The following is a 17,113-nucleotide window of genomic DNA, read 5'->3' as shown; positions in this document are numbered from 1 at the left end:
GGCCAGCCGCAGCACCTCGGCGGCGGCGTGGCGGGCCGCCCGGCACCGCCACCCAGCGCGCCGGCCGCCCGGCCACCTCGTCGGCGGGACCGGCCGACCGGGAGAAGGGTGGGCCGCAGATCGCCGCCAACCGTTTGGTGATCTCAAGGGCTCCGGACCGGCCAAGGGAACTCGCTGCTGCCGCCATGGCGGCTATCGTACATGTGTTCGAAAGACCTGCCGGGATTATCGGGAAGCCGCTGGTCCGGCCAATCGTCCACGCCGGCCGGTAACGTGGCCGCCGTGACCACCGAGACTGCCCCGCCCACGGCGAAGCGGGTGCCCAGCGAGCGCACCCACCACGGCGACACCGTCATCGACGAGTACGCCTGGCTCGCCGCCAAGGACGACCCGGCGACGATCGCCTACCTGACCGCCGAGAACGAGTACACCGACGCGCGTACGGCGCACCTGGCCGAGCTGCGCGCCGACCTGTTCGAGGAGATCCGTCGGCGCACCAGGGAGACCGACCTGTCCGTGCCGACCCGCAAGGGCGGGCACTGGTACTACACCCGGACGATCGAGGGGCAGCAGTACGGGGTGCAGTGCCGGCGCGCGGTGCGCGACGGCGAGATCGATCCGCCGGTCAGCGTGGACGGCGCCCCGCTCGACGGCGAGGAGGTGCTGCTCGACGGCAACCTGCTGGCCGAGGGGCACGACTTTCTCTCGCTGGGGGCCTTCGACATCAGCCCGGACGGTCGCTGGCTGGCCTACTCCACCGACTTCTCCGGTGACGAGCGGTTCACCCTGCGGGTGAAGGACCTGACCACCGGCGAGCTGCTGCCGGACGAGATCCCGGACACCTTCTACGGCACCGCCTGGTCGTCGGACGCCTCGGTGCTCTTCTACGTGACGGTGGACGACGCCTGGCGGCCGAACCGGGTCTGGCGGCACACCGTCGGCTCGGCAACCGCCGACGACGTGGTGGTCCACCAGGAGGACGACGAGCGGTTCTGGGTGGGCGTGGAACTCACCCGGTCGGAGAAGTTCATCCTCATCGACGTGCACAGCAAGGTGACCAGCGAGGTGCTGGTCATTCCCGCCGGCAACCCGACCGGCGCGCCCGCCGTGATCGCCCCGCGCCGGCAGGGCATCGAGTACACGGTGGAGCACCACGGTCACCGCTTCCTGGTCCTGCACAACGACGGCGCGGAGGACTTCGCGCTGGCGTTCACCTCCGCGGACGTACCGGGCGACTGGGTGCCGCTGATCGAGCACACCCCCGGCACCCGACTGGAGGCCGTCGACGCCTTCGCCAACCACCTGGTGGTGTCACTGCGCACCGACGGGCTGACCGGGCTGCGGGTGCTGCCGGTGGGCAGCGACGACGCGTACGACATCGACTTTCCCGAGCCGCTGTACAGCGTCGGGTTGGACGCCAACTCGGAGTACCGCACCGGGCAGATCCGGCTGCGCTACGCGTCGCTGGTCACCCCGGACTCGGTCTACGACTACGACCTGGTCACCCGGCAGATGGTGCTGCGCAAGCAGAAGCCCGTGCTGCCCGGCCCGGACGGGCGGCCGTACGACCCGGCCGAGTACGAGCAGCACCGGGACTGGGCGCTCGCCGACGACGGCACCCGGGTGCCGATCTCGCTGGTCTGCCGGGTCGGCACCCCCCGGGACGGCTCGGCCCCCTGCGAGCTGTACGGCTACGGCTCGTACGAGGCGAGCATGGACCCGTGGTTCTCGGTGGCCCGACTGTCCCTGCTGGACCGGGGCGTGGTCTTCGCCGTGGCGCACACCCGTGGCGGCGGCGAGTTGGGCCGGCGCTGGTACGACCAGGGCAAGCTGCTGGCCAAGAAGAACACCTTCACCGACTTCGTCGCCTGCGCCCGGCACCTGGTCAAGGCCGGCTGGACGGCCAGTGACCGGCTGGTCGCCCGGGGCGGCTCCGCCGGTGGCCTGCTGATGGGCGCGGTGGCCAATCTCGCGCCGGACGCGTTCACCGGGATCGTGGCGGAGGTGCCGTTCGTGGACCCGCTCACCTCGATCCTCGACCCGTCGCTGCCGCTGACCGTCACCGAGTGGGAGGAGTGGGGCAACCCACTTGAGGACCCCGAGGTGTACGCGTACATGAAGTCCTACGCGCCGTACGAGAACGTGGCGGCGGTCGACTATCCCGCGATCCTCGCGGCGACCAGTCTCAACGACACCCGGGTGCTCTACTCCGAGCCGGCCAAGTGGATCGCCCGGTTGCGGGCGGTCGCACCGGGCGGCGACTACCTGCTCAAGACCGAGATGGGTGCCGGGCACAGCGGCCCCAGCGGTCGCTACGACTCCTGGCGCGAGGAGGCGTTCATCAACGCCTGGATCCTGGACCGCCTCGGCCGGGCCTGACCGTCGGGTCGGCATGATCGCGCTCGATCGTGGGAGTGGTCCCCTCGGCGGCTGAGGGAGACCACTACTTCCATGATCAGGCGCGATCATGGTCGGGTCGCGTATGCACGGGCGTCCCGCGCCGCACGGCCTGGCCTTTCCGGGTCGCGGCGGATGTCGCGGCCTAGACTTCCGGGGTGACCGGGGCTACGGATAGTGACGGGGAAGCCGCCGAGGAGGTCCGCCGACCCAGCGTGGCGGCGGTGGCGCGCGATCGCCGGTTCTGGCTGATCCTCGCGGTGGTCGCCGGCCTGCTGGTCTGTTGTTGCTCCGCTGTGGTGGGTGCGCTGATCGCACTCTCCTCCGGCCTACTCAGCGCCTGACCTGGCCGAGCGGATCATGCCGGCCGGTGGGTACGACTCAGGTGGTGCGCAGCTCGTCCAGGGCGGTGCTGGCGCGCAGGAAGAGCAGGCCGACACCGACGGTCACCAGCACCGCCGCCAGGGCGCCGGCACCGAGCCACGCCAGATGCTCCAGGGGTACGGGAACGGCACGCTGCACCTCGGGGAAGTACACGATTCGGGAGTACTGCTCCCGGGTGGCAGGGTCGTCACAGAGCGCCGCCGTGGCCTCGCAGATCAGCGTCGACCCGCCACCCGCTGACACCTCCGCCACGAGCCCCCGGCCGAGCAGCGTGCCCACGGTGAGCGCGAGCAGGATCGCCGGCACGGCCGGCGCCAACGCCTGCCAGGCCACCGAACGACTCAGCGTGGCGCGGGGCACCCCGGTGGCGACCAACGCGGCGTAGGCGCGTCGACGGGCGACGATCCCCTCGACCAGCGCGACGATCAGCCCGCCCGTCGCGAGCAGGACCGCCACGGCGATCGCGCCGTCGACAAGATCCAACGTCGACAGATAGAAGGGGTTGGCGCCACCGTCGCCCGCCCCGGCGAGTCGGCTCTGCTCCCGGTCGAGCTGGTCCTGGGTGGCGAAGTAGGCGCGCTGGGCGGCCGCACCGCCGCCGAAGATCACGGCGGCGAGCAGCGCGGCGAACGTGCGGCTGCCCGCCCACGGATCCGCCATCAGCCGGCCCGCCGCGAGCAGCGCCGGGGCACGGCGGGCGTGCCGGCGCAACAACCGCCCGCAGTGGTACGAGATCCAGCCGGTGCCGATCACCACCCCGACCATCGCCGCCAACGCACCCCCCGCGAACAACAGCGGCACCAGCCAGGCCCACTCTCCACTGTCGTCGAGCTGATTGGCCACCGGACGGATCACCGCGAACGAGACCACGCCGAACCCGATCAGGAGCCCGGCCCACGGGCCTGGACCACGTTCGCGGGTAGCCTTGCGGCTCACCCCGAGCGGGCTGGTGGTGACCGTCCGCAGCATCAGGACGGTGGCCAGCGCCGCGACGACCGGCAGACCGAGCACGACGGCGGCGATGGCCCCGGTCGACGGCAGTACGTCGGTGGGCAGGGCCAGCTGACCGCGCGCGTCGGGTCGGTGCAGCAGTTCGCGGCCGACCAGGTAGCCGCCCAGCCCGGCGAGCGTGCCGATCAGGGCGGCCACCCCGGTCTCCAGCACCACCAGCCGGGTGACCTGGTTGGGCGTGGCACCGGCCAGCCGGAGCGCGGCCAGCCGGCGGTCCCGGGCGGGCGCGCCGAGCCGGGCGCACTGACCGGCCAGCGCGAGCACCGGGACCGTCAGCATCAGCAATGCGAACGCCGTACCGCCGCGCAACCCGGGCTCCACCAGCAGGGCGTTGTGGTACTGCTCCGACCAGCTGTTCGGGTTCTCGTCCGTCGCCGCTGGGGTGGGGATGGCCAACACGGTGAGCGCAGCCAGCCCAGCCAGGGCCGCCAGCAGGGCGCTGAGGGCGGTGAGCACCACCCGGGCGGTGTCGGTGCGGGTGCCGGCGAGCGCGAGGCGGACCAGCGTCGCGGGTCTCACCGAGCACCGCCGGCCAGCGGCACGTCCAGCCCCAGGCCGGTGTGGTCCACCAGGCCGTCGCGCAACACGATCTCCCGATCGGCGTACGCGGCGATCCGCGGCTCGTGGGTGACCAGCACGACGGCGGTGCGCTGCTCACGGGCGAGCCGGACCAACTGGGTGAGGACCTGCTCACCGGTGAGCGTGTCCAGCGCACCTGTCGGCTCGTCGGCGAAGAGCACCCGGGGCTCGGTCACCAACGCCCGTGCGGTGGCGCAGCGTTGCTGCTGACCACCGGACATCTCACCGGGTCGGACGTCGGCCAACTCGGCCACCCCGAACCGCTCCAGCCAGGTGAGCGCCGCCGCGCGTGCCTCTCGCCGCCCCGTGCCGGCGAGGAGCAGGGGCAGGGCGACGTTCTCCGCGGCGGTCAACTCGGCGACCAGTTGCCCGAACTGGAACAGCACCCCGAACTCGGTGCGGCGCAACCGGGACCGGGCCGCCTCCGACCAGGTGTCGATCCGCTCGCCGCGCCAGCTGACCTCGCCGGCGTCGGGGCGGAGGATCCCCGCCAGGCAGTGCAGCAGGGTCGACTTGCCGCAGCCACTCGGCCCGGTGACGGCGACGATCTCCCCCTCGGCCACGTCGAGTGTCACGCCGCGTAGCGCGGGTGTCGGGCCGTACGCCCGAACCACGCCGCGAGCCTGCAGTTGCGTCACGGATGCACCTCCCGGTGCCAGTCGACGACCCGGCCCAGGGTGGTGTGCAGCCACCGCAGGTCGGCGTCGAGGTGGACGATGGCGAAGTCGGCCGCCACCACATCACTGAGCGTGGCGGTGGGGTCGGCCTTGACCGCGGTCAGCTCACGCAACCGTGCGGTGTGCGCGGCACGCTGGGCGGTCAGGTAGGACCGGCCGGTCCACGTCGGCGACCAGGAGCGCCACCACGACCTTGGCGAAGAGTGTGCTGGCCACGTACGGCATGGGTGGCTCCACGGTGGACAGCCACTGGTCCAGCGTGACCCGCCCCTGCTCGGTCAGCGCGTACGCGGTGCGATCCGGCCCGGCGACCCGATCCTGCCCGGCGGCCGCCACCAGGCCGTCGCGTTCGAGCCGGCCGAGAGTGGCGTAGACCTGCCCGAAGGCCAACGGTCGAGCCCTCGGCAGCCGCTCGTCGTGCGCACGCTTCAGCTCATAGCCGTGCCGACTGCCCCCGGCAAGCAGCCCCAGCAACACATGCGGCGTAGACACCCCCCAAACTATTCACCCAGCGAATACCCAAGTCAACAACCCCACCCCACCTCCACCCCGTCGATCATGAAGTTAATGCCACGACGCGCCGCGCTGGCTGGCAACAACTTCATGATCAACCATGCTGGGGCCAGGTGGGGGTGCGGCCGGTCTGGGTTAGGAGGTGGGCCAGGCCGGGGGTTGGTCCCGCCGCAGGGGTGGGTGGTGGGTCGGCGAAGACGCCCATCTTGCGGGCGGTGGGGCCCAACTGCTCCACCAGCGCGTGCAGCCCGGTCACCGCATCCGGGTCCGGGTGGTACGGCTGGCCGGTGGCGACCGCGAGGTCCCAGCCGTGCACGGTCAGATCCAGCAGAGCCATCCCGCCGACGACGCTCTGTGGCATGCCCATGCCGGGCGACACGCCCTCCAGCATGGACGGATCAGACCAGGCCCGCACCAACCGGCCGGTCTCCACCTCGAACCGGTCCCGCCAGCCGTCGCCCAGGTGATCGGGCTTGTCGGCCCACTCCACCTGTCGTTTCTCGGCCAACGCCTGAAAGTTGACCACCACCTGGAAGAGGTGGTTGAGCAGGTCACGAACCAGGTAGTCGCGGCACGGCGTGGGCAGGTCGAGCTGGTCGTCGGCGATGCCGCGCACCACATCGACGGTACGCGGCGCGGCAGCGGCCAGCAGATCGCTAGTCTGAGTGGTCATAGGGCCAGCGTATGAGGGTGGTCTTGAACAAATGCGACAGCGACCGCGTGACGACAGCCGGGGAATTCTCGACCCCGGGCGGCTGCTGCGCGAGGTGCGCTTCCGTCGACACCTGCCGGCGGAGTCGTTACGCCAGTGGGTCGAGCACTACTGGTTGATCGACTGGACGTTGCACACGCCGTTCGAGCAGCGGATCGTGCCGCACCCGGCGGTCAACGTGGTGTTCCAGCACGACAGCGGCGACAGCGACGACGGCAGCGACGACCGGCCGGAGTCTGGCGAGGTGGCCGGGGTGGGCCGCGACCTGTTCCGGATCACGCTCACCGGCACCGGCCGGGTGTGCGGGGTGCAGTTCCGCCCCGGTGGTTTCCACGCCTTCTGGCGACACCCGGTCGCGGAGCTGACCGGGCACCGACTACCGCTGCCCACCGGTCGGCTGACCCGCCCCGACGAACCGGTGTGCGCCGGCACCGACGATGACCGCCGCCACGCGCTGGACACCCTGCTCAGCAGCTGGGCACCGGAGCCGGACCCGCTGGCCGAGGAGGTCATTCGGCTGGCTGAGGCGATCCGCACGGACCGGACGGTACTGCGGGTCGACGACTTCGCCGCGCGGCACGAGCTTCCGGTGCGCCGCTTGCAGCGGCTCTTCGTCGAGTACGTCGGGGTCGGGCCGAAGTGGGTGATCCGCCGCTACCGACTCCAGGAGGCGGCGGAACAGGCCGTTGGTGGTCCACCGCGCTGGGCTGACCTCGCCGCCGACCTCGGCTACAGCGATCAGGCCCATCTGGTTCGCGACTTCACCGCCGTGGCCGGGGTGTCACCCGCCGCGTACGCCCGCTCGGTGCGCTGAGGATCAGTGGCGGCGCAGGACGACCACGGCGACGTCGTCCTGAATCTCCGGTGGGGCCAGCTCCACCAGCAGCCGGGTGCAGAAGCTGTCCAGGTCACCGTCGACAGTGGCGCAGACCGCGGCGAGCGCGGCCAGCCCCTCGTCGATGGTGGCGTCCCGGCGCTCGATCAACCCGTCGGTGTAGAACACCAGCGTCGCCCCGGCCGGGAGCACGAACTCCAGGTCGGCCGGGCGCGGCGCGCGGACGCCGAGCAGCGGCGCGGAGTGCTGCACGAACTCGACCTTGCCGTCCATGCTGAGCACCGGCGGGAGGTGCCCGGCGCTGGCCAGCCGGACCCGCCCGGTCGGGGGGTGTAGCAGCAGCACGCAGAGGGTGGCCAGCTCGTTCGGCAGCAGCGTCCGCATCAGCTCGTTGACCCGGTGCAGGATCTCGCCGGGTTGGTGCCCCTCGACCGCGTACGCCCGCACCGCGTGCCGCAGCTCGGCCATCACGGTCGCCGCGTGCAGCGAGTGGCCGGCGACGTCACCGATCGCCAGCAGCAGGTGCCCGTCGAGCATCACCAGCTCGTAGAAGTCGCCGCCCACCTCGGTCTGCGCGCTGGCCGGCTCGTAACGCACGGCGAAGTCCAGGCCGGCCACCGTGGGCAACCCGCGCGGCAGCAGGCTGCGTTGGAGGGTGACCGCGATCCGGTGCTCCTCGTCGAACGAGCGCTGCGCCTCCACGGCCGCCGCCACCGCCTGGGCGAGCTGCACCAGAACCGGGGTCCGGGCGGTCTGGGTGGCGGTCGGGACCACCACGTACAGCGGTGCCCGGTCCTCCCGCAGCCGGGCGGCGGCAACCGTCACCGTGTCCTGCGCCGGCCAGTCGACGAGCGCCCAGTCCGCCGGAGCCTCCACCCGGACCGTGGAGCCGGTCGGCACCCCGGTGTCGTCGACAACCCATGGCACCGCGCTGGCCACCTCGCCCGGACCGGCGCAGATCCCGGCGAGACAGTCACCGTCGAACGTCTCGGCGATCACCGCCGCCGGGCTCTTGAAGATCTGGGCGGCACCCTCGGCGGCGGCCTCCAACAGGCGTACGAAGGTCGGCGCGGCGTGCACCGCCACGGTCGTGTCGGCCAGGCCGAGCAGCCGTTCGGCGAGCAGTTCGGCGCGCTGCCGGGCCTGGTAGTAGCGCAGCACCGCCCGGGTGGTGGCGATCAGCTCCTCCGGCTCGATCGGCTCGGTCAGGTACGCGTCCGCACCCCGGGTCAGCCCCTGGGCGCGGTCGGCCACATCCACGGCGTGCGCCGACACGTGGATGACCGGCATCGCCGGGTGCCGCGCCTTGATCTGTTCGCAGACCTCGTACCCGCTGAGGTCGAGCAGCCGGACGTCGAGGACCACCAGGTCGATTCGGTCCGTTTCGACCCGCGCCAGCGCCTCTGCGCCGTTCTCGGCCTCGAGCACTGTGAACCCGGCCCGGGTCAGCCAGCTGACCAGCAGGTAACGCTTGGTACGACTGTCATCGACCACCAGGACGGTCGTCGGCGTGCCGTCCACTCCGTCACGCCCCGGCGATGGGCAGGGAGACGGTGAATGTGCTGCCCCGGCCCGGCTCGCTGGCCAGCTCCAGGGTGCCACCGAGCAGCGTCACCAACCGCCGGGCGTACGGCAGGCCGAGGCCGGTGCCGCCGACCCGGGTGGCGCCCGGCACCTGGTAGAACTCCTCGAAGATCCGGTCGTGCAGCTCGGGTGCGATGCCGGGGCCGGTGTCGGTGACCTCGAAGTGCCAGCGGTCGCCGTGTCGGCAGGCCCGCAGCCGCACCTCGCCGCGCTCGGTGAACTTCAGCCCGTTGTGCAGGAGGTTGCGCAGCACCTGGCCGAGCAGCACCTCGTCGGTGCGCAGCAGGGCCGGCGCGCTGGGCTCCTCCACCACCAGCTCCACCTCCGGACGGGTGGCCAGCGCGCGCAGGGTGCCGCGCAGTTGACCGAAGACCGGGCGCAGATCGACGTCCGTGAGGTCCGGCTCGATCCGGCCGGACTCGGCCTTGGCCAGGTCGAGCAGCTCGTTGACGAGGCCGAGCAGGTCCGCGGCGGAGGAGCGGATCAGATCGATCTGGCGGCCCTGCTCGTCGGTGAGCGGGTCGGAGGCGGAGTCGGTGAGCAGCCGCCCGAGACCGATGATCGCGGTGACCGGGGCGCGCAGCTCGTGGCTCACGTTGGCCAGGAACCGACTCTTCGACTCACTCGCCGCGCGCAGCTGGGCCGACTTCTCGTCCAGCTCGGCGTAGAGGGCGACCACCCCCCGGTTGGTCTCCTCCAGCTCCTCGGTGAGCTGGTTGTAGAGCGCCAGCACGCCCCGGTTGGTCTCGGCCAGCTCCTCGTTGAGCACGGCCAGCTCGTCGCGCTGACTGCGTACCTCGTCCAGCGCGGCGATGAGCTGCCCGTTCTGCACGGTCAACTCGTCCAGGGCGGTGCCCGGCGCGGTACGGCCGAGTTCGGCACGGAACTCGGCGAGCCGCTCCGGGGTCGGTGTGGGCGCGTTGGCCGCGACTCGTCGGGACATCCTCACGACCGTAACCCCCTCGACGTCGTCACGCCCAACGTGTCGACCAGCCGGGACACCGCACCGGACTGCGGCTGGTAGTCGCCGCCCGGCAGCGGGGCCACCGGCGCCAGGTCCGCGCGCAGGTGGAACCGACCGTCGGCACCCGCGTCGACGTGAAAGGTGACGTCCGCTCCGCCGGTCGTCCGCAGCAGGTCCCGGGCCACCTCGCTGAGCGCGGTGGCGATCCGGACCTGGTCCTGGTGTTCGAGACCGACCACCGCGGCCACCTCGCGGCCCCGCTGACGGATCACGAAGATGTCCTGCTCGACCCGGAGCGCCATCTGGAGCAGCGGCGACGTGGCCGGCTCCCCGGTCATGCCCAGGACCTCGCTACCAGCACGCAGGCGTCGTCCCGCCGCACTCCGGCATCACGTAGCAGGGTCGCCGCCATCACCAGCGGGGATTTCTCCGCCAGGCCGGGATAGTCGGTCAACCGCCACCGGTCGACCACCCCGTCGCTGTGCATCACCAGCCGGGCACCCGGGGCGAACGGGTAGTCGTACTCCCGGATCGCCGGTCGCTGGTGGCCGGCGATGCCGGGCAGCGACACCAGCCCTCGACGCTGACCGTCGCCGTCGACCACGACGCCGGTGATGTTGCCCAGGCCGGCGTAGCGCAGCACCCCGGCCTCCGGTGCCAGCTCGGCGACCGCGAGCGCGGCGCCACGGGTGTGCGACATGCCCCGGTGCAGGTGGCCGACCACCGCCGCCGGTGGCCCGGACGGGGCGTTCCGGAACGCGGCCAGCGCCGCCTCGGTGGCGGCGGCGGCCAGCGGCCCGTGCCCCAGGCCGTCGCTGACCAGCACCTGGTGCCGCCCGTCGGCGACCCGGACGGCGTACCCGTCACCGCTTACCGTCTCGCCGCTCAGCGGTCGGGCGAGGGCGCCGGCCCAGGGTGGCTGCGGCAGCTTCGCCGGCCAGATCTGCACCGCGATGACCGTGCCCCGGCCCGGCAACGAGTAGCCGTCGAACCAGCTGGCCTGCCGGACGATGGCACCCAGACCGATACCGAGGGTGCCGGCGGTGGAGTGCCCGTCCCGGGACGAGGTGGTCAGGTCGACCATGCCGGGCCCGGAGTCGATGGCCACCAACTCCACACCGGCCTGCCCGGTACGGCGTACCGGCCGGAGCAGCAGGGCGCCCTCGTCGGCGTGCTTGACCAGGTTGCTGGTCAGCTCGGCGGCGACGATGGCCAGGTCGGCGATGTGCGCCTCGTCCATCTCCACCTGCGCGCCGAGGCGCTCGGCGGCCCGCCGGACGGCGCTGGCCGCGCTGCTGGCCTCCACCCGGAACCAGATGCCACTGTCGGTGACCGCGTCGCCGTTCACCTGGACCACTTGGTGACCGTGATCCGGGTGCCGGTCGCCGCGGACGTCTCGATGCCGAACTCGTCGACCAGGCGTCGGGCCCCGCTGAGCCCGAGGCCGAGCCCGCCGCCGGTGGTGTAGCCGTCGGTCAGGGCCAGGTCCAGGTCCGGGATGCCCGGCCCGGAGTCGGCGAAGACGATCCGCACGCCCTTACGTCGGCCGTTGTCCACGATCGTGACCTCCACCGCACCGCCGCCGCCGTACACCAGGGTGTTACGGGCCAGCTCGCTCGCCGCGGTGACCACCTTGGTCTGGTCGACGAGAGACAGCTTGACGGCCACCGCAACGGCACGGACCAGTTGGCGGACGCGCACCACGTCCTCGTCGCTCCGGATCGCCTGCGCCTGCGGGTGGCCCAGGTCGATGCCCGCGGTCACGGCGTGGCCGTCTCGACGTCCGGATCGTCGTCGAGCTGGTGGTCGAGCTCGTCGGCGCGGGCTGCCGCGATCAGTTCCATGCCGCGCTCGACGTTCAGCGCGGTACGGATGCCGTTGAGTGACAGCCCCAGCTCGACGAGGGTGATGGCGACGGCCGGGCGCATCCCGGCCACCACCGTCTCCGCGTCGAGCACCCTGGAGATCGAGGCGATGGTGGAGAGCATCCGCCCGACGAACGAGTCGACGATGTCCAGCGCGGTGATGTCGATGATGACGCCGTGGCAGCCGGTGGCCACGATCCGCTCGGCGAGATCTTCCTGGAGCTGGACCGCCGTCTGGTCGGACATGTCCAGTTGAATGGAGACGAGCAGGATGTCACCGATCTTGAGGATCGGCACCCGTTCCATCAGGCGTCCCTGCGTGGTTGGCGACGGGCGGTCTCCACCCCGGTGAGCCGCAGCACGTGGCGCAGTGCGTCGGCGAGGCTCGCCTTGGTGGCGATGTCGCCGAATTCGATGCCGAGCGCCACGATGGTCTGGGCGATCTGCGGGCGGATGCCGGAGATGATGCAGTCGGCGCCCATCAGCCGGGCGGCCACCACGGTCTTCAGGATGTGCTGGGCGACCTGGGTGTCCACCGCCGGGACGCCGGTGATGTCGATGATCGCGTACGGGGAGCTGGTGTCGACCAGGGTCTGCAGCAGCCGCTCCATCACCACCTGGGCCCGGGCCGAGTCCAGCGTGCCGACCAGCGGAACGGCGACCACGCCCTCCCAGAGCTTGACCACCGGCGTGGAGAGCTCGAGCAGCTGCTCGGCCTGGTCGGCGATCAGGCTCTCCCGGGTGCGGACGAAGCTGTCGAAGGTGAACAGGCCCATCTCGTCGACCAGCTTGGCGAAGGCGACGTAGTCGTGCAGCGCGCCCTTGCCGTCGCTCTCCTGCACCAGCTCGGCCAGCACGTCCTTGAGCGCGAAGACGCTGATCGAGGTCTCGGTGGCGGAGAAGCCCTGGCGGGCCCGACCACGGGACAGCTCGGAGAGTGCGGCGCGCAGTTCGGCGGCGTTGTCGGCGGACAGGTCGAAGTCGCCCTGCTCGCCGGTGGTGATGATGGCGCTGTGCAGATCCTGAACCTGCCGCCGCAGCTCGGCCTGGCTGAGCCGACCCCGCAACGAACTGGTGACGATCTCGGTCCACCGAGACGTGACCCGGTCGGCCTGTGCGCCGAGCAGCGCGACGAGCCGACCGGTTTCTTCGGTGCTCAACGCCATTCCGAACCCCCTTGACCTGGACCGGGCGGACTCTATCACCGGGGGCTGACCAACTACTTGCCCCATAGCAACGGAATGACGACGGCCACCGGATCCGGGCTCCCGTTCTGCATTCGACCCGGGTGGTGGGATACCGTTCCCCCGATAACAGGAGGTCTGGCGAATGTCGTTGACGGTGCACACGGAACAACGCGGCGATGTGGTCGTCGTGTCGGTCGCGGGCGAATTGGACATGGCCACCGCACCGCAGTTGCAGGACCAGATCACCGACCTGCTCGACAAGGGCCGCAACCGGCTGGTGTTCGATCTGGCGAACGTCTCGTTCTGCGACTCGACCGGTTTGTCGGTCTTCGTCCGCGCGAAGAACAGCTGCGACGAGGCCGGTGGCGTGGTCCGGCTGGCCGCTCCGCAGCGGGGCGTGCTGCGCATCCTCGAGGTGAGCGGTCTGGTCGAGGTGCTGCACACCTACCCGACGGTCGACGAGGCAGTCGCCGGCGAACCGACGCCGGCGTCCTCCTGATCGCTGCGGTTCGTCACTCGTCCTCGACGTAGCGGGGACGAGCTATCGCCATGCCCGCCACCGTCTGCACGGCCAGCGCGCCCAGCAGGAACCCGATCGGCGCCGTCCAGCCGCCGGTGGCCTCGTAGAGGATGCCCACCATCAGCGGGCCGAGGGCGGCGATCACGTAGCCGGTGCTCTGCGCGAACGCGGAGAGCGCGACGGTCCCCTCGGCGGTGCGCGCGCGCAGGCCGATGGCGGTCAGGATCAGCGGGAACGCGCCCTGACCGATCGCCAGCAGCGCGATCCAGAGCAGCGCGGCACCGCGCGGCGCGAACGCCAACCCCAGGTAGGCCAGCGTCGACGCGGTGGTCAACCCGAGCACCAGCGGACGCAGGCTGCCCAGCCGGCCGGCCAGGGTGGGCATCAGCAGCGCGATCGGCACGCCGAGCGCGGTCACCCCGGCGAGCAGCAGCCCGGCCGACTCCGGCTGGTAGCCGGCGTCGCGGAACAACTGGGCCAGCCAGCCCATGATCGCGTACCCGCTGAGCGACTGTGCCCCGAAGTAGACGGCCATCGCCCAGCCGAGGCGGGTCCGCGCCGGCCGGACCGCGCCAACGCGGTGGCGACCGCCGTCGGGGTCGCCCGCCGCGCGGCGGCGCGGGTGCGCAGCGCCAGCGGAACCCACGGGAGTACGGCCACCGCTGCCATCGCGGCCCAGATGCCGAGCCCGGCCCGCCACGACCCGAAGGCGTGCGCGATCGGCACGGCCGTGGCGGCGGCCACCGTCGTGCCGACTGTCAACGCCATCGTGTACGCCCCGGTGACCAGGCCGGTGCGCTCCGGGAAGTGCTGCTTGACCAGCATCGGCAACAGGATGTTGGCCACCGCGATGCCGGACAGTGCCATCGCGCTGGTGAGCACGAAGATCAGGGCCGAGTCGGTGGCGACCCGGAGCACCTGGCCGATGGCGAGGGCGAGCATGGCGACCACCAGCACCCGGGCCGGCGCCACCCGGCGGACCAGCCACGGGGTGAGCGCGCCGAGGCCGGCGAACGCGATGGTCGGCAGGGTGGTGACCAGGCCGGCAGCGGCCCCGGAGAGGCCCAGCCCGTCGCGGACCTCGTCGAGCAGCGCGCCGAGGCTGGTCACCACGGCACGCAGGTTGAGTGCGACCAGCAGCATCCCGACCAGCACGAGCGCGCCACCGGTCACCGGGGGCGTCCGCCGACCGGCACCGGGGTCCGGCGTCGGGCGGGGGTCGACGGCGATGGGGGCGGGCGGCGCCGCAGCGGCGGTTGGTGGCGGGGTCATGACCGCTAACCTACAATCATGGGATGAATTTGGGACCGGTGATGTAACCAGTGCCACCGTCGGTTGATTTCCCCTCCGCGCCGCCGGTGCCGCCCAGCGGCCAGCCACCCGTGCCGCCCCGCGGCCACCGGGTCCGGCAGACCATCGAGCAGCTGCGCGCCCGGATCCTCGGCGGGGAGTGGCCCGTCGGCGGGCGTATCCCCACCGAGCCGCAACTGGTCGCCGCGCTGGGCGTGGGGCGCAACACGGTCCGCGAGGCGGTCCGCGCCCTGGTGCACGCCGGGGTGCTGGAGTGCCGGCAGGGCTCCGGCACTTACGTGGTGTCCACCGACGAGCTGGCGCCGGTGGTCGCCCGCCGGCTCGGCGACGACCGGATGACCGAGGTCGTCGAGGTGCGTCGCGCCTTCGAGGTGGAGGCCGCCCGGCTCGCCGCGCTGAGGCGTACACCGAAGGACCTGGCGGCGCTCGACGGCGCGCTCGCCGAGCGCGAGGCCGCCTGGCACGGCGGCCTGGTCGACGCGTTCGTCGAGGCCGACGCGGCGCTGCACACGGCGGTGGTCGCCGCCGCGCACAACGCCATGCTCGCCGAGCTGTACGCCTCGGTCGGCACCGCCCTGCGCAGCACCGTCGCCCAGGCGATGGGGGGCGCCCTCACCCCCGAGCGTTACGTGGACCACACCCGACTGGTCGAGGCGATCCGGGCCGGCGACCCGGGCCGGGCCGCGCTCGAAGCCGGCGCTTTTCTGGAACCCGCCTGACGGGCATAGGTTGTGCCGGACAGAAAAGCGGACACCTCGGGAGTACGGATGCTCAAGGGCTTCAAAGACTTCATCATGCGTGGCAACGTCGTCGACCTGGCGGTCGGTGTCGTCATCGGCGCCGCGTTCACCGGCGTGGTCACCCAGCTCACCAAGTCGTTCCTCGACCCGCTGATCCGGGTCTTCGTGCTGCTGATCACCGGCAGCGACAAGGGCCTGGCCGGCACGGCACCGAAGTTCCGCGGCATCGCGTTCGACTGGATCGCCTTCGTCAACGCGGTGATCACCTTTCTGCTCACCGCGGCGGCTCTCTACTTCCTGGTCGTCTACCCGATGAACCGGTTGGCGGAGCGACGCAAGCGCGGCGAGGAGCCGCCGCCCTCGGCGCCGAGCGAGGAGGTCAAGCTGCTCACCGAGATCCGGGACGCCCTGGTCTCCGCCGGCCACACCACGCCGGGCCAGCAGCGCGGTGCGCTCGACGACGTGCTGGGCCGCCGCACCGAACCCCCGGCGCCACGCTGACCCGAGCGGATGCACATCGGCCCCTGTGGGATTCCCGCAGGGGCCGCCCTTTCTCGTACGTGTGTTCGATAGAGTCCCGCCATGGAGCAGCGAAAGCACTGGTGGAACGGGAAGTGGGGGCGGCTGGCCCGGCGGGATGTCTTCCTCCGGGTGGACGCCGACCAGTGGCACGTCGAGCAGCGGGCCGGCGGCGCCGAGGGGATCTCCCGCTTCTACGAGTACGGCAGTGCGGACGAGGCCGAGGAGACGGTCCGTGCGCTGCTCGACGGCCCGGACACCTGGCGGGAGCTGTCCCCGCGCCCACCGGGCGGCTGGACCCTCCCGAACAACTGAGCGCCCTCGACCCTCCACCGTTGCGCGGACCCCGGCGGCAGTATCACTCTCGGCGGTATACCTCTCGGGCATATCTATGCCTGAGAGGTATACCGCTCTCCGGGCCGGTCGCCGGTGGCCGCTGCCGGGCTGGCCGAGCGGCGGGAGAGCGGCGGCGTTTAGTGGCGCGGCACCCCGGGAACCGCTGTGGGATGGACCAGCAGGACGAGCAGCAGGCGACCATCGCACGGATCACCACCGGGATGCCGGTGATCGACGCAACCGGCACCGAGGTCGGCACCGTGGACCTCGTCCAGCGGGGCGACCCGAACGCGGTGACCGTCCAGACACCGACCGCCGACCCGGGCAGCAGCCTGGACGAGCTGATCGAGGCGACCGCGGGTGAGGAGCCGGGGGTTCCGGCCGACCTCGCCGCGCGGCTGTTGCACACCGGTTACCTGAAGGTCTCGACCGAGCTGACCCGCACCGGCGCGGTCTACGTGTCAGCCGATCGGATCGGGTCGGTGGCCGACGGCAGGGTTCTCCTGGCCGTCGGCGTGGCCGACCTGCCGCCCGAGGAGTAGCTCCCCCACCCTGATCGACTCGGGTTCACGGAAATCGGGGCGTCCGCAGCCTTGGGATAGCCCGACTTCATGGAACCCGAGTGGATCTTTCCCGGGCGGCGGGCGCGGGCTGGTCCGGCGCGGCGGGCGCGGGTTGGTCCGGCGCGGCGGGTGGGCGGCGGTGAAAGAGCAGCAGCATCAGGCAGCCCGCGACCAGGCCCCAGAACGCCCCGCCCACCCCGACCAGCGTCACGCCGGAAGCGGTCACCACGAAGGTGACCACGGCGGCCTCGCGGGTCGCCGGGTCGGTCACCGCCGAGGCGAGCGCGGTGGCGAGCGCGCCCAACAGCGCCAACCCGGCGACCGCCTCGATGAGGATCGGCGGGGCCACCGCCACCAGCGCGGTGGCCACGCCGGCACCCAGTCCGAGCACTGCCAGCCCGGCGCGCGGTGCCGAG

At 72.0% G+C, this 17,113-nt stretch carries 17 protein-coding genes and 4 pseudogenes; 8 read left to right on the top strand and 13 right to left on the bottom strand.

Annotated elements, in window-relative coordinates; translation table 11 throughout:
• Window positions 1–187: pseudogene (locus JM949_RS37545) on the bottom strand (hypothetical protein); the annotation flags it as partial.
• Window positions 188–282: 95 nt separating this feature from the next.
• Between JM949_RS37545 and JM949_RS22765 the strand changes: the two are divergent.
• Both JM949_RS22765 and JM949_RS22760 read left to right on the top strand, forming a co-directional pair.
• On the top strand, window positions 283–2,379 hold the full coding sequence (locus tag JM949_RS22765; protein ID WP_203150378.1) for a S9 family peptidase: 2,097 nt from the start codon (window positions 283–285) through the stop codon (window positions 2,377–2,379).
• 176 nt (window positions 2,380–2,555) lie between these two features.
• Entirely contained in the window at window positions 2,556–2,741 is a 186-nt protein-coding gene (locus tag JM949_RS22760) for a hypothetical protein (RefSeq protein ID WP_203150377.1), read from the top strand.
• 37 nt (window positions 2,742–2,778) lie between these two features.
• Here JM949_RS22760 and JM949_RS22755 read toward each other — a convergent pair whose 3' ends face one another.
• From JM949_RS22755 to JM949_RS22740, 4 genes and pseudogenes are all read right to left on the bottom strand, one after another.
• A complete protein-coding gene (locus tag JM949_RS22755) occupies window positions 2,779–4,311 on the bottom strand; it encodes an ABC transporter permease (RefSeq protein WP_203150376.1) in 1,533 nt (510 codons plus the stop codon).
• Window positions 4,308–5,009 carry an ABC transporter ATP-binding protein gene (locus tag JM949_RS22750; RefSeq protein WP_203150375.1) on the bottom strand — a complete coding sequence of 234 codons (702 nt, stop codon included), beginning with the start codon at window positions 5,007–5,009 and terminating at the stop codon, window positions 4,308–4,310. The genes JM949_RS22755 and JM949_RS22750 overlap by 4 nt, the downstream gene beginning before the upstream one ends.
• Window positions 5,006–5,540 (bottom strand): annotated as a pseudogene (locus JM949_RS22745) (PadR family transcriptional regulator). Before JM949_RS22745 ends, JM949_RS22750 begins: the two are co-directional and overlap by 4 nt.
• Before the next feature lie 115 nt (window positions 5,541–5,655).
• Window positions 5,656–6,234 carry a TIGR03086 family metal-binding protein gene (locus tag JM949_RS22740; protein ID WP_203150374.1) on the bottom strand — a complete coding sequence of 193 codons (579 nt, stop codon included), beginning with the start codon at window positions 6,232–6,234 and terminating at the stop codon, window positions 5,656–5,658.
• 31 nt (window positions 6,235–6,265) lie between these two features.
• On the opposite strand from JM949_RS22740, the gene JM949_RS22735 reads away from it, so the two are divergent.
• A complete protein-coding gene (locus tag JM949_RS22735) occupies window positions 6,266–7,087 on the top strand; it encodes a helix-turn-helix domain-containing protein (protein WP_203150373.1) in 822 nt (273 codons plus the stop codon).
• Between the two features lie 3 nt (window positions 7,088–7,090).
• On the opposite strand, the gene JM949_RS22730 is transcribed toward JM949_RS22735, so the two are convergent.
• The 6 genes and pseudogenes from JM949_RS22730 to JM949_RS22705 form a co-directional block, all read right to left on the bottom strand.
• Entirely contained in the window at window positions 7,091–8,629 is a 1,539-nt protein-coding gene (locus JM949_RS22730; RefSeq protein WP_203150372.1) for a SpoIIE family protein phosphatase, read from the bottom strand.
• Window positions 8,630–8,633: 4 nt separating this feature from the next.
• Window positions 8,634–9,994 (bottom strand): annotated as a pseudogene (locus JM949_RS22725) (sensor histidine kinase).
• Window positions 9,991–11,004: a SpoIIE family protein phosphatase gene (locus JM949_RS22720; RefSeq protein WP_203150380.1), complete on the bottom strand. Its 1,014-nt coding sequence runs from the start codon at window positions 11,002–11,004 to the stop codon at window positions 9,991–9,993. Before JM949_RS22720 ends, JM949_RS22725 begins: the two are co-directional and overlap by 4 nt.
• Entirely contained in the window at window positions 11,001–11,420 is a 420-nt protein-coding gene (locus tag JM949_RS22715) for an ATP-binding protein (RefSeq protein ID WP_203150371.1), read from the bottom strand. The genes JM949_RS22720 and JM949_RS22715 overlap by 4 nt, the downstream gene beginning before the upstream one ends.
• Entirely contained in the window at window positions 11,417–11,827 is a 411-nt protein-coding gene (locus JM949_RS22710; protein WP_203150370.1) for an STAS domain-containing protein, read from the bottom strand. The genes JM949_RS22715 and JM949_RS22710 overlap by 4 nt, the downstream gene beginning before the upstream one ends.
• A complete protein-coding gene (locus JM949_RS22705; protein WP_203150369.1) occupies window positions 11,827–12,687 on the bottom strand; it encodes an STAS domain-containing protein in 861 nt (286 codons plus the stop codon). Before JM949_RS22705 ends, JM949_RS22710 begins: the two co-directional genes overlap by 1 nt.
• A 163-nt stretch (window positions 12,688–12,850) precedes the next feature.
• Between JM949_RS22705 and JM949_RS22700 the strand changes: the two genes are divergently transcribed.
• Window positions 12,851–13,207, top strand: a complete 357-nt coding sequence (locus JM949_RS22700; protein WP_151492618.1) for an STAS domain-containing protein — start codon at window positions 12,851–12,853, stop codon at window positions 13,205–13,207.
• A gap of 13 nt (window positions 13,208–13,220) precedes the next feature.
• Here JM949_RS22700 and JM949_RS22695 read toward each other — a convergent pair.
• A pseudogene (locus tag JM949_RS22695) lies at window positions 13,221–14,371 on the bottom strand (MFS transporter).
• 179 nt (window positions 14,372–14,550) lie between these two features.
• Between JM949_RS22695 and JM949_RS22690 the strand changes: the two are divergent.
• The 4 genes from JM949_RS22690 (at window position 14,551) to JM949_RS22675 (ending at window position 16,676) form a co-directional block, all read left to right on the top strand.
• A complete protein-coding gene (locus JM949_RS22690; RefSeq protein ID WP_407664801.1) occupies window positions 14,551–15,258 on the top strand; it encodes a FadR/GntR family transcriptional regulator in 708 nt (235 codons plus the stop codon).
• Window positions 15,259–15,306: 48 nt separating this feature from the next.
• Window positions 15,307–15,780 (top strand): large conductance mechanosensitive channel protein MscL, encoded by a 474-nt coding sequence (gene mscL, locus JM949_RS22685; RefSeq protein WP_203150368.1) that lies wholly within the window; start codon window positions 15,307–15,309, stop codon window positions 15,778–15,780.
• Between the two features lie 81 nt (window positions 15,781–15,861).
• Window positions 15,862–16,113, top strand: a complete 252-nt coding sequence (locus tag JM949_RS22680) for a hypothetical protein (RefSeq protein WP_203150367.1) — start codon at window positions 15,862–15,864, stop codon at window positions 16,111–16,113.
• A 191-nt stretch (window positions 16,114–16,304) separates the two neighbouring features.
• The gene (locus JM949_RS22675) at window positions 16,305–16,676 is read left to right on the top strand and encodes a hypothetical protein (RefSeq protein ID WP_203150366.1); all 372 of its coding nucleotides are present in this window, start codon (window positions 16,305–16,307) and stop codon (window positions 16,674–16,676) included.
• Window positions 16,677–16,743: 67 nt separating this feature from the next.
• Here the strand turns inward: JM949_RS22675 and JM949_RS22670 are convergent.
• A partial coding sequence (locus JM949_RS22670) for a benzoate/H(+) symporter BenE family transporter (protein WP_203150365.1) occupies window positions 16,744–17,113 on the bottom strand: 370 nt, incomplete at its 5' end.

Source organism: Micromonospora tarensis (assembly GCF_016803395.1).
Taxonomy (GTDB): Bacteria; Actinomycetota; Actinomycetes; order Mycobacteriales; family Micromonosporaceae; genus Micromonospora; species Micromonospora tarensis.
Note: the sequence above shows the minus strand (reverse complement) of the source record. Positions and strands in the feature narration are given on the sequence as shown.

What these genes read in the sequence shown, in the direction of transcription:
- JM949_RS22740 (WP_203150374.1), bottom strand. Translation starts at nt 6,234, where the DNA reads ATGACCACTCAGACTAGCGATCTGCTGGCCGCTGCCGCGCCGCGTACC.
- JM949_RS22735 (WP_203150373.1), top strand. Translation starts at nt 6,266, where the DNA reads ATGCGACAGCGACCGCGTGACGACAGCCGGGGAATTCTCGACCCCGGG.
- JM949_RS22710 (WP_203150370.1), bottom strand. Translation starts at nt 11,827, where the DNA reads ATGGAACGGGTGCCGATCCTCAAGATCGGTGACATCCTGCTCGTCTCC.
- JM949_RS22705 (WP_203150369.1), bottom strand. Translation starts at nt 12,687, where the DNA reads ATGGCGTTGAGCACCGAAGAAACCGGTCGGCTCGTCGCGCTGCTCGGC.
- JM949_RS22700 (WP_151492618.1), top strand. Translation starts at nt 12,851, where the DNA reads ATGTCGTTGACGGTGCACACGGAACAACGCGGCGATGTGGTCGTCGTG.
- mscL (WP_203150368.1), top strand. Translation starts at nt 15,307, where the DNA reads ATGCTCAAGGGCTTCAAAGACTTCATCATGCGTGGCAACGTCGTCGAC.
- JM949_RS22680 (WP_203150367.1), top strand. Translation starts at nt 15,862, where the DNA reads ATGGAGCAGCGAAAGCACTGGTGGAACGGGAAGTGGGGGCGGCTGGCC.
- JM949_RS22675 (WP_203150366.1), top strand. Translation starts at nt 16,305, where the DNA reads ATGGACCAGCAGGACGAGCAGCAGGCGACCATCGCACGGATCACCACC.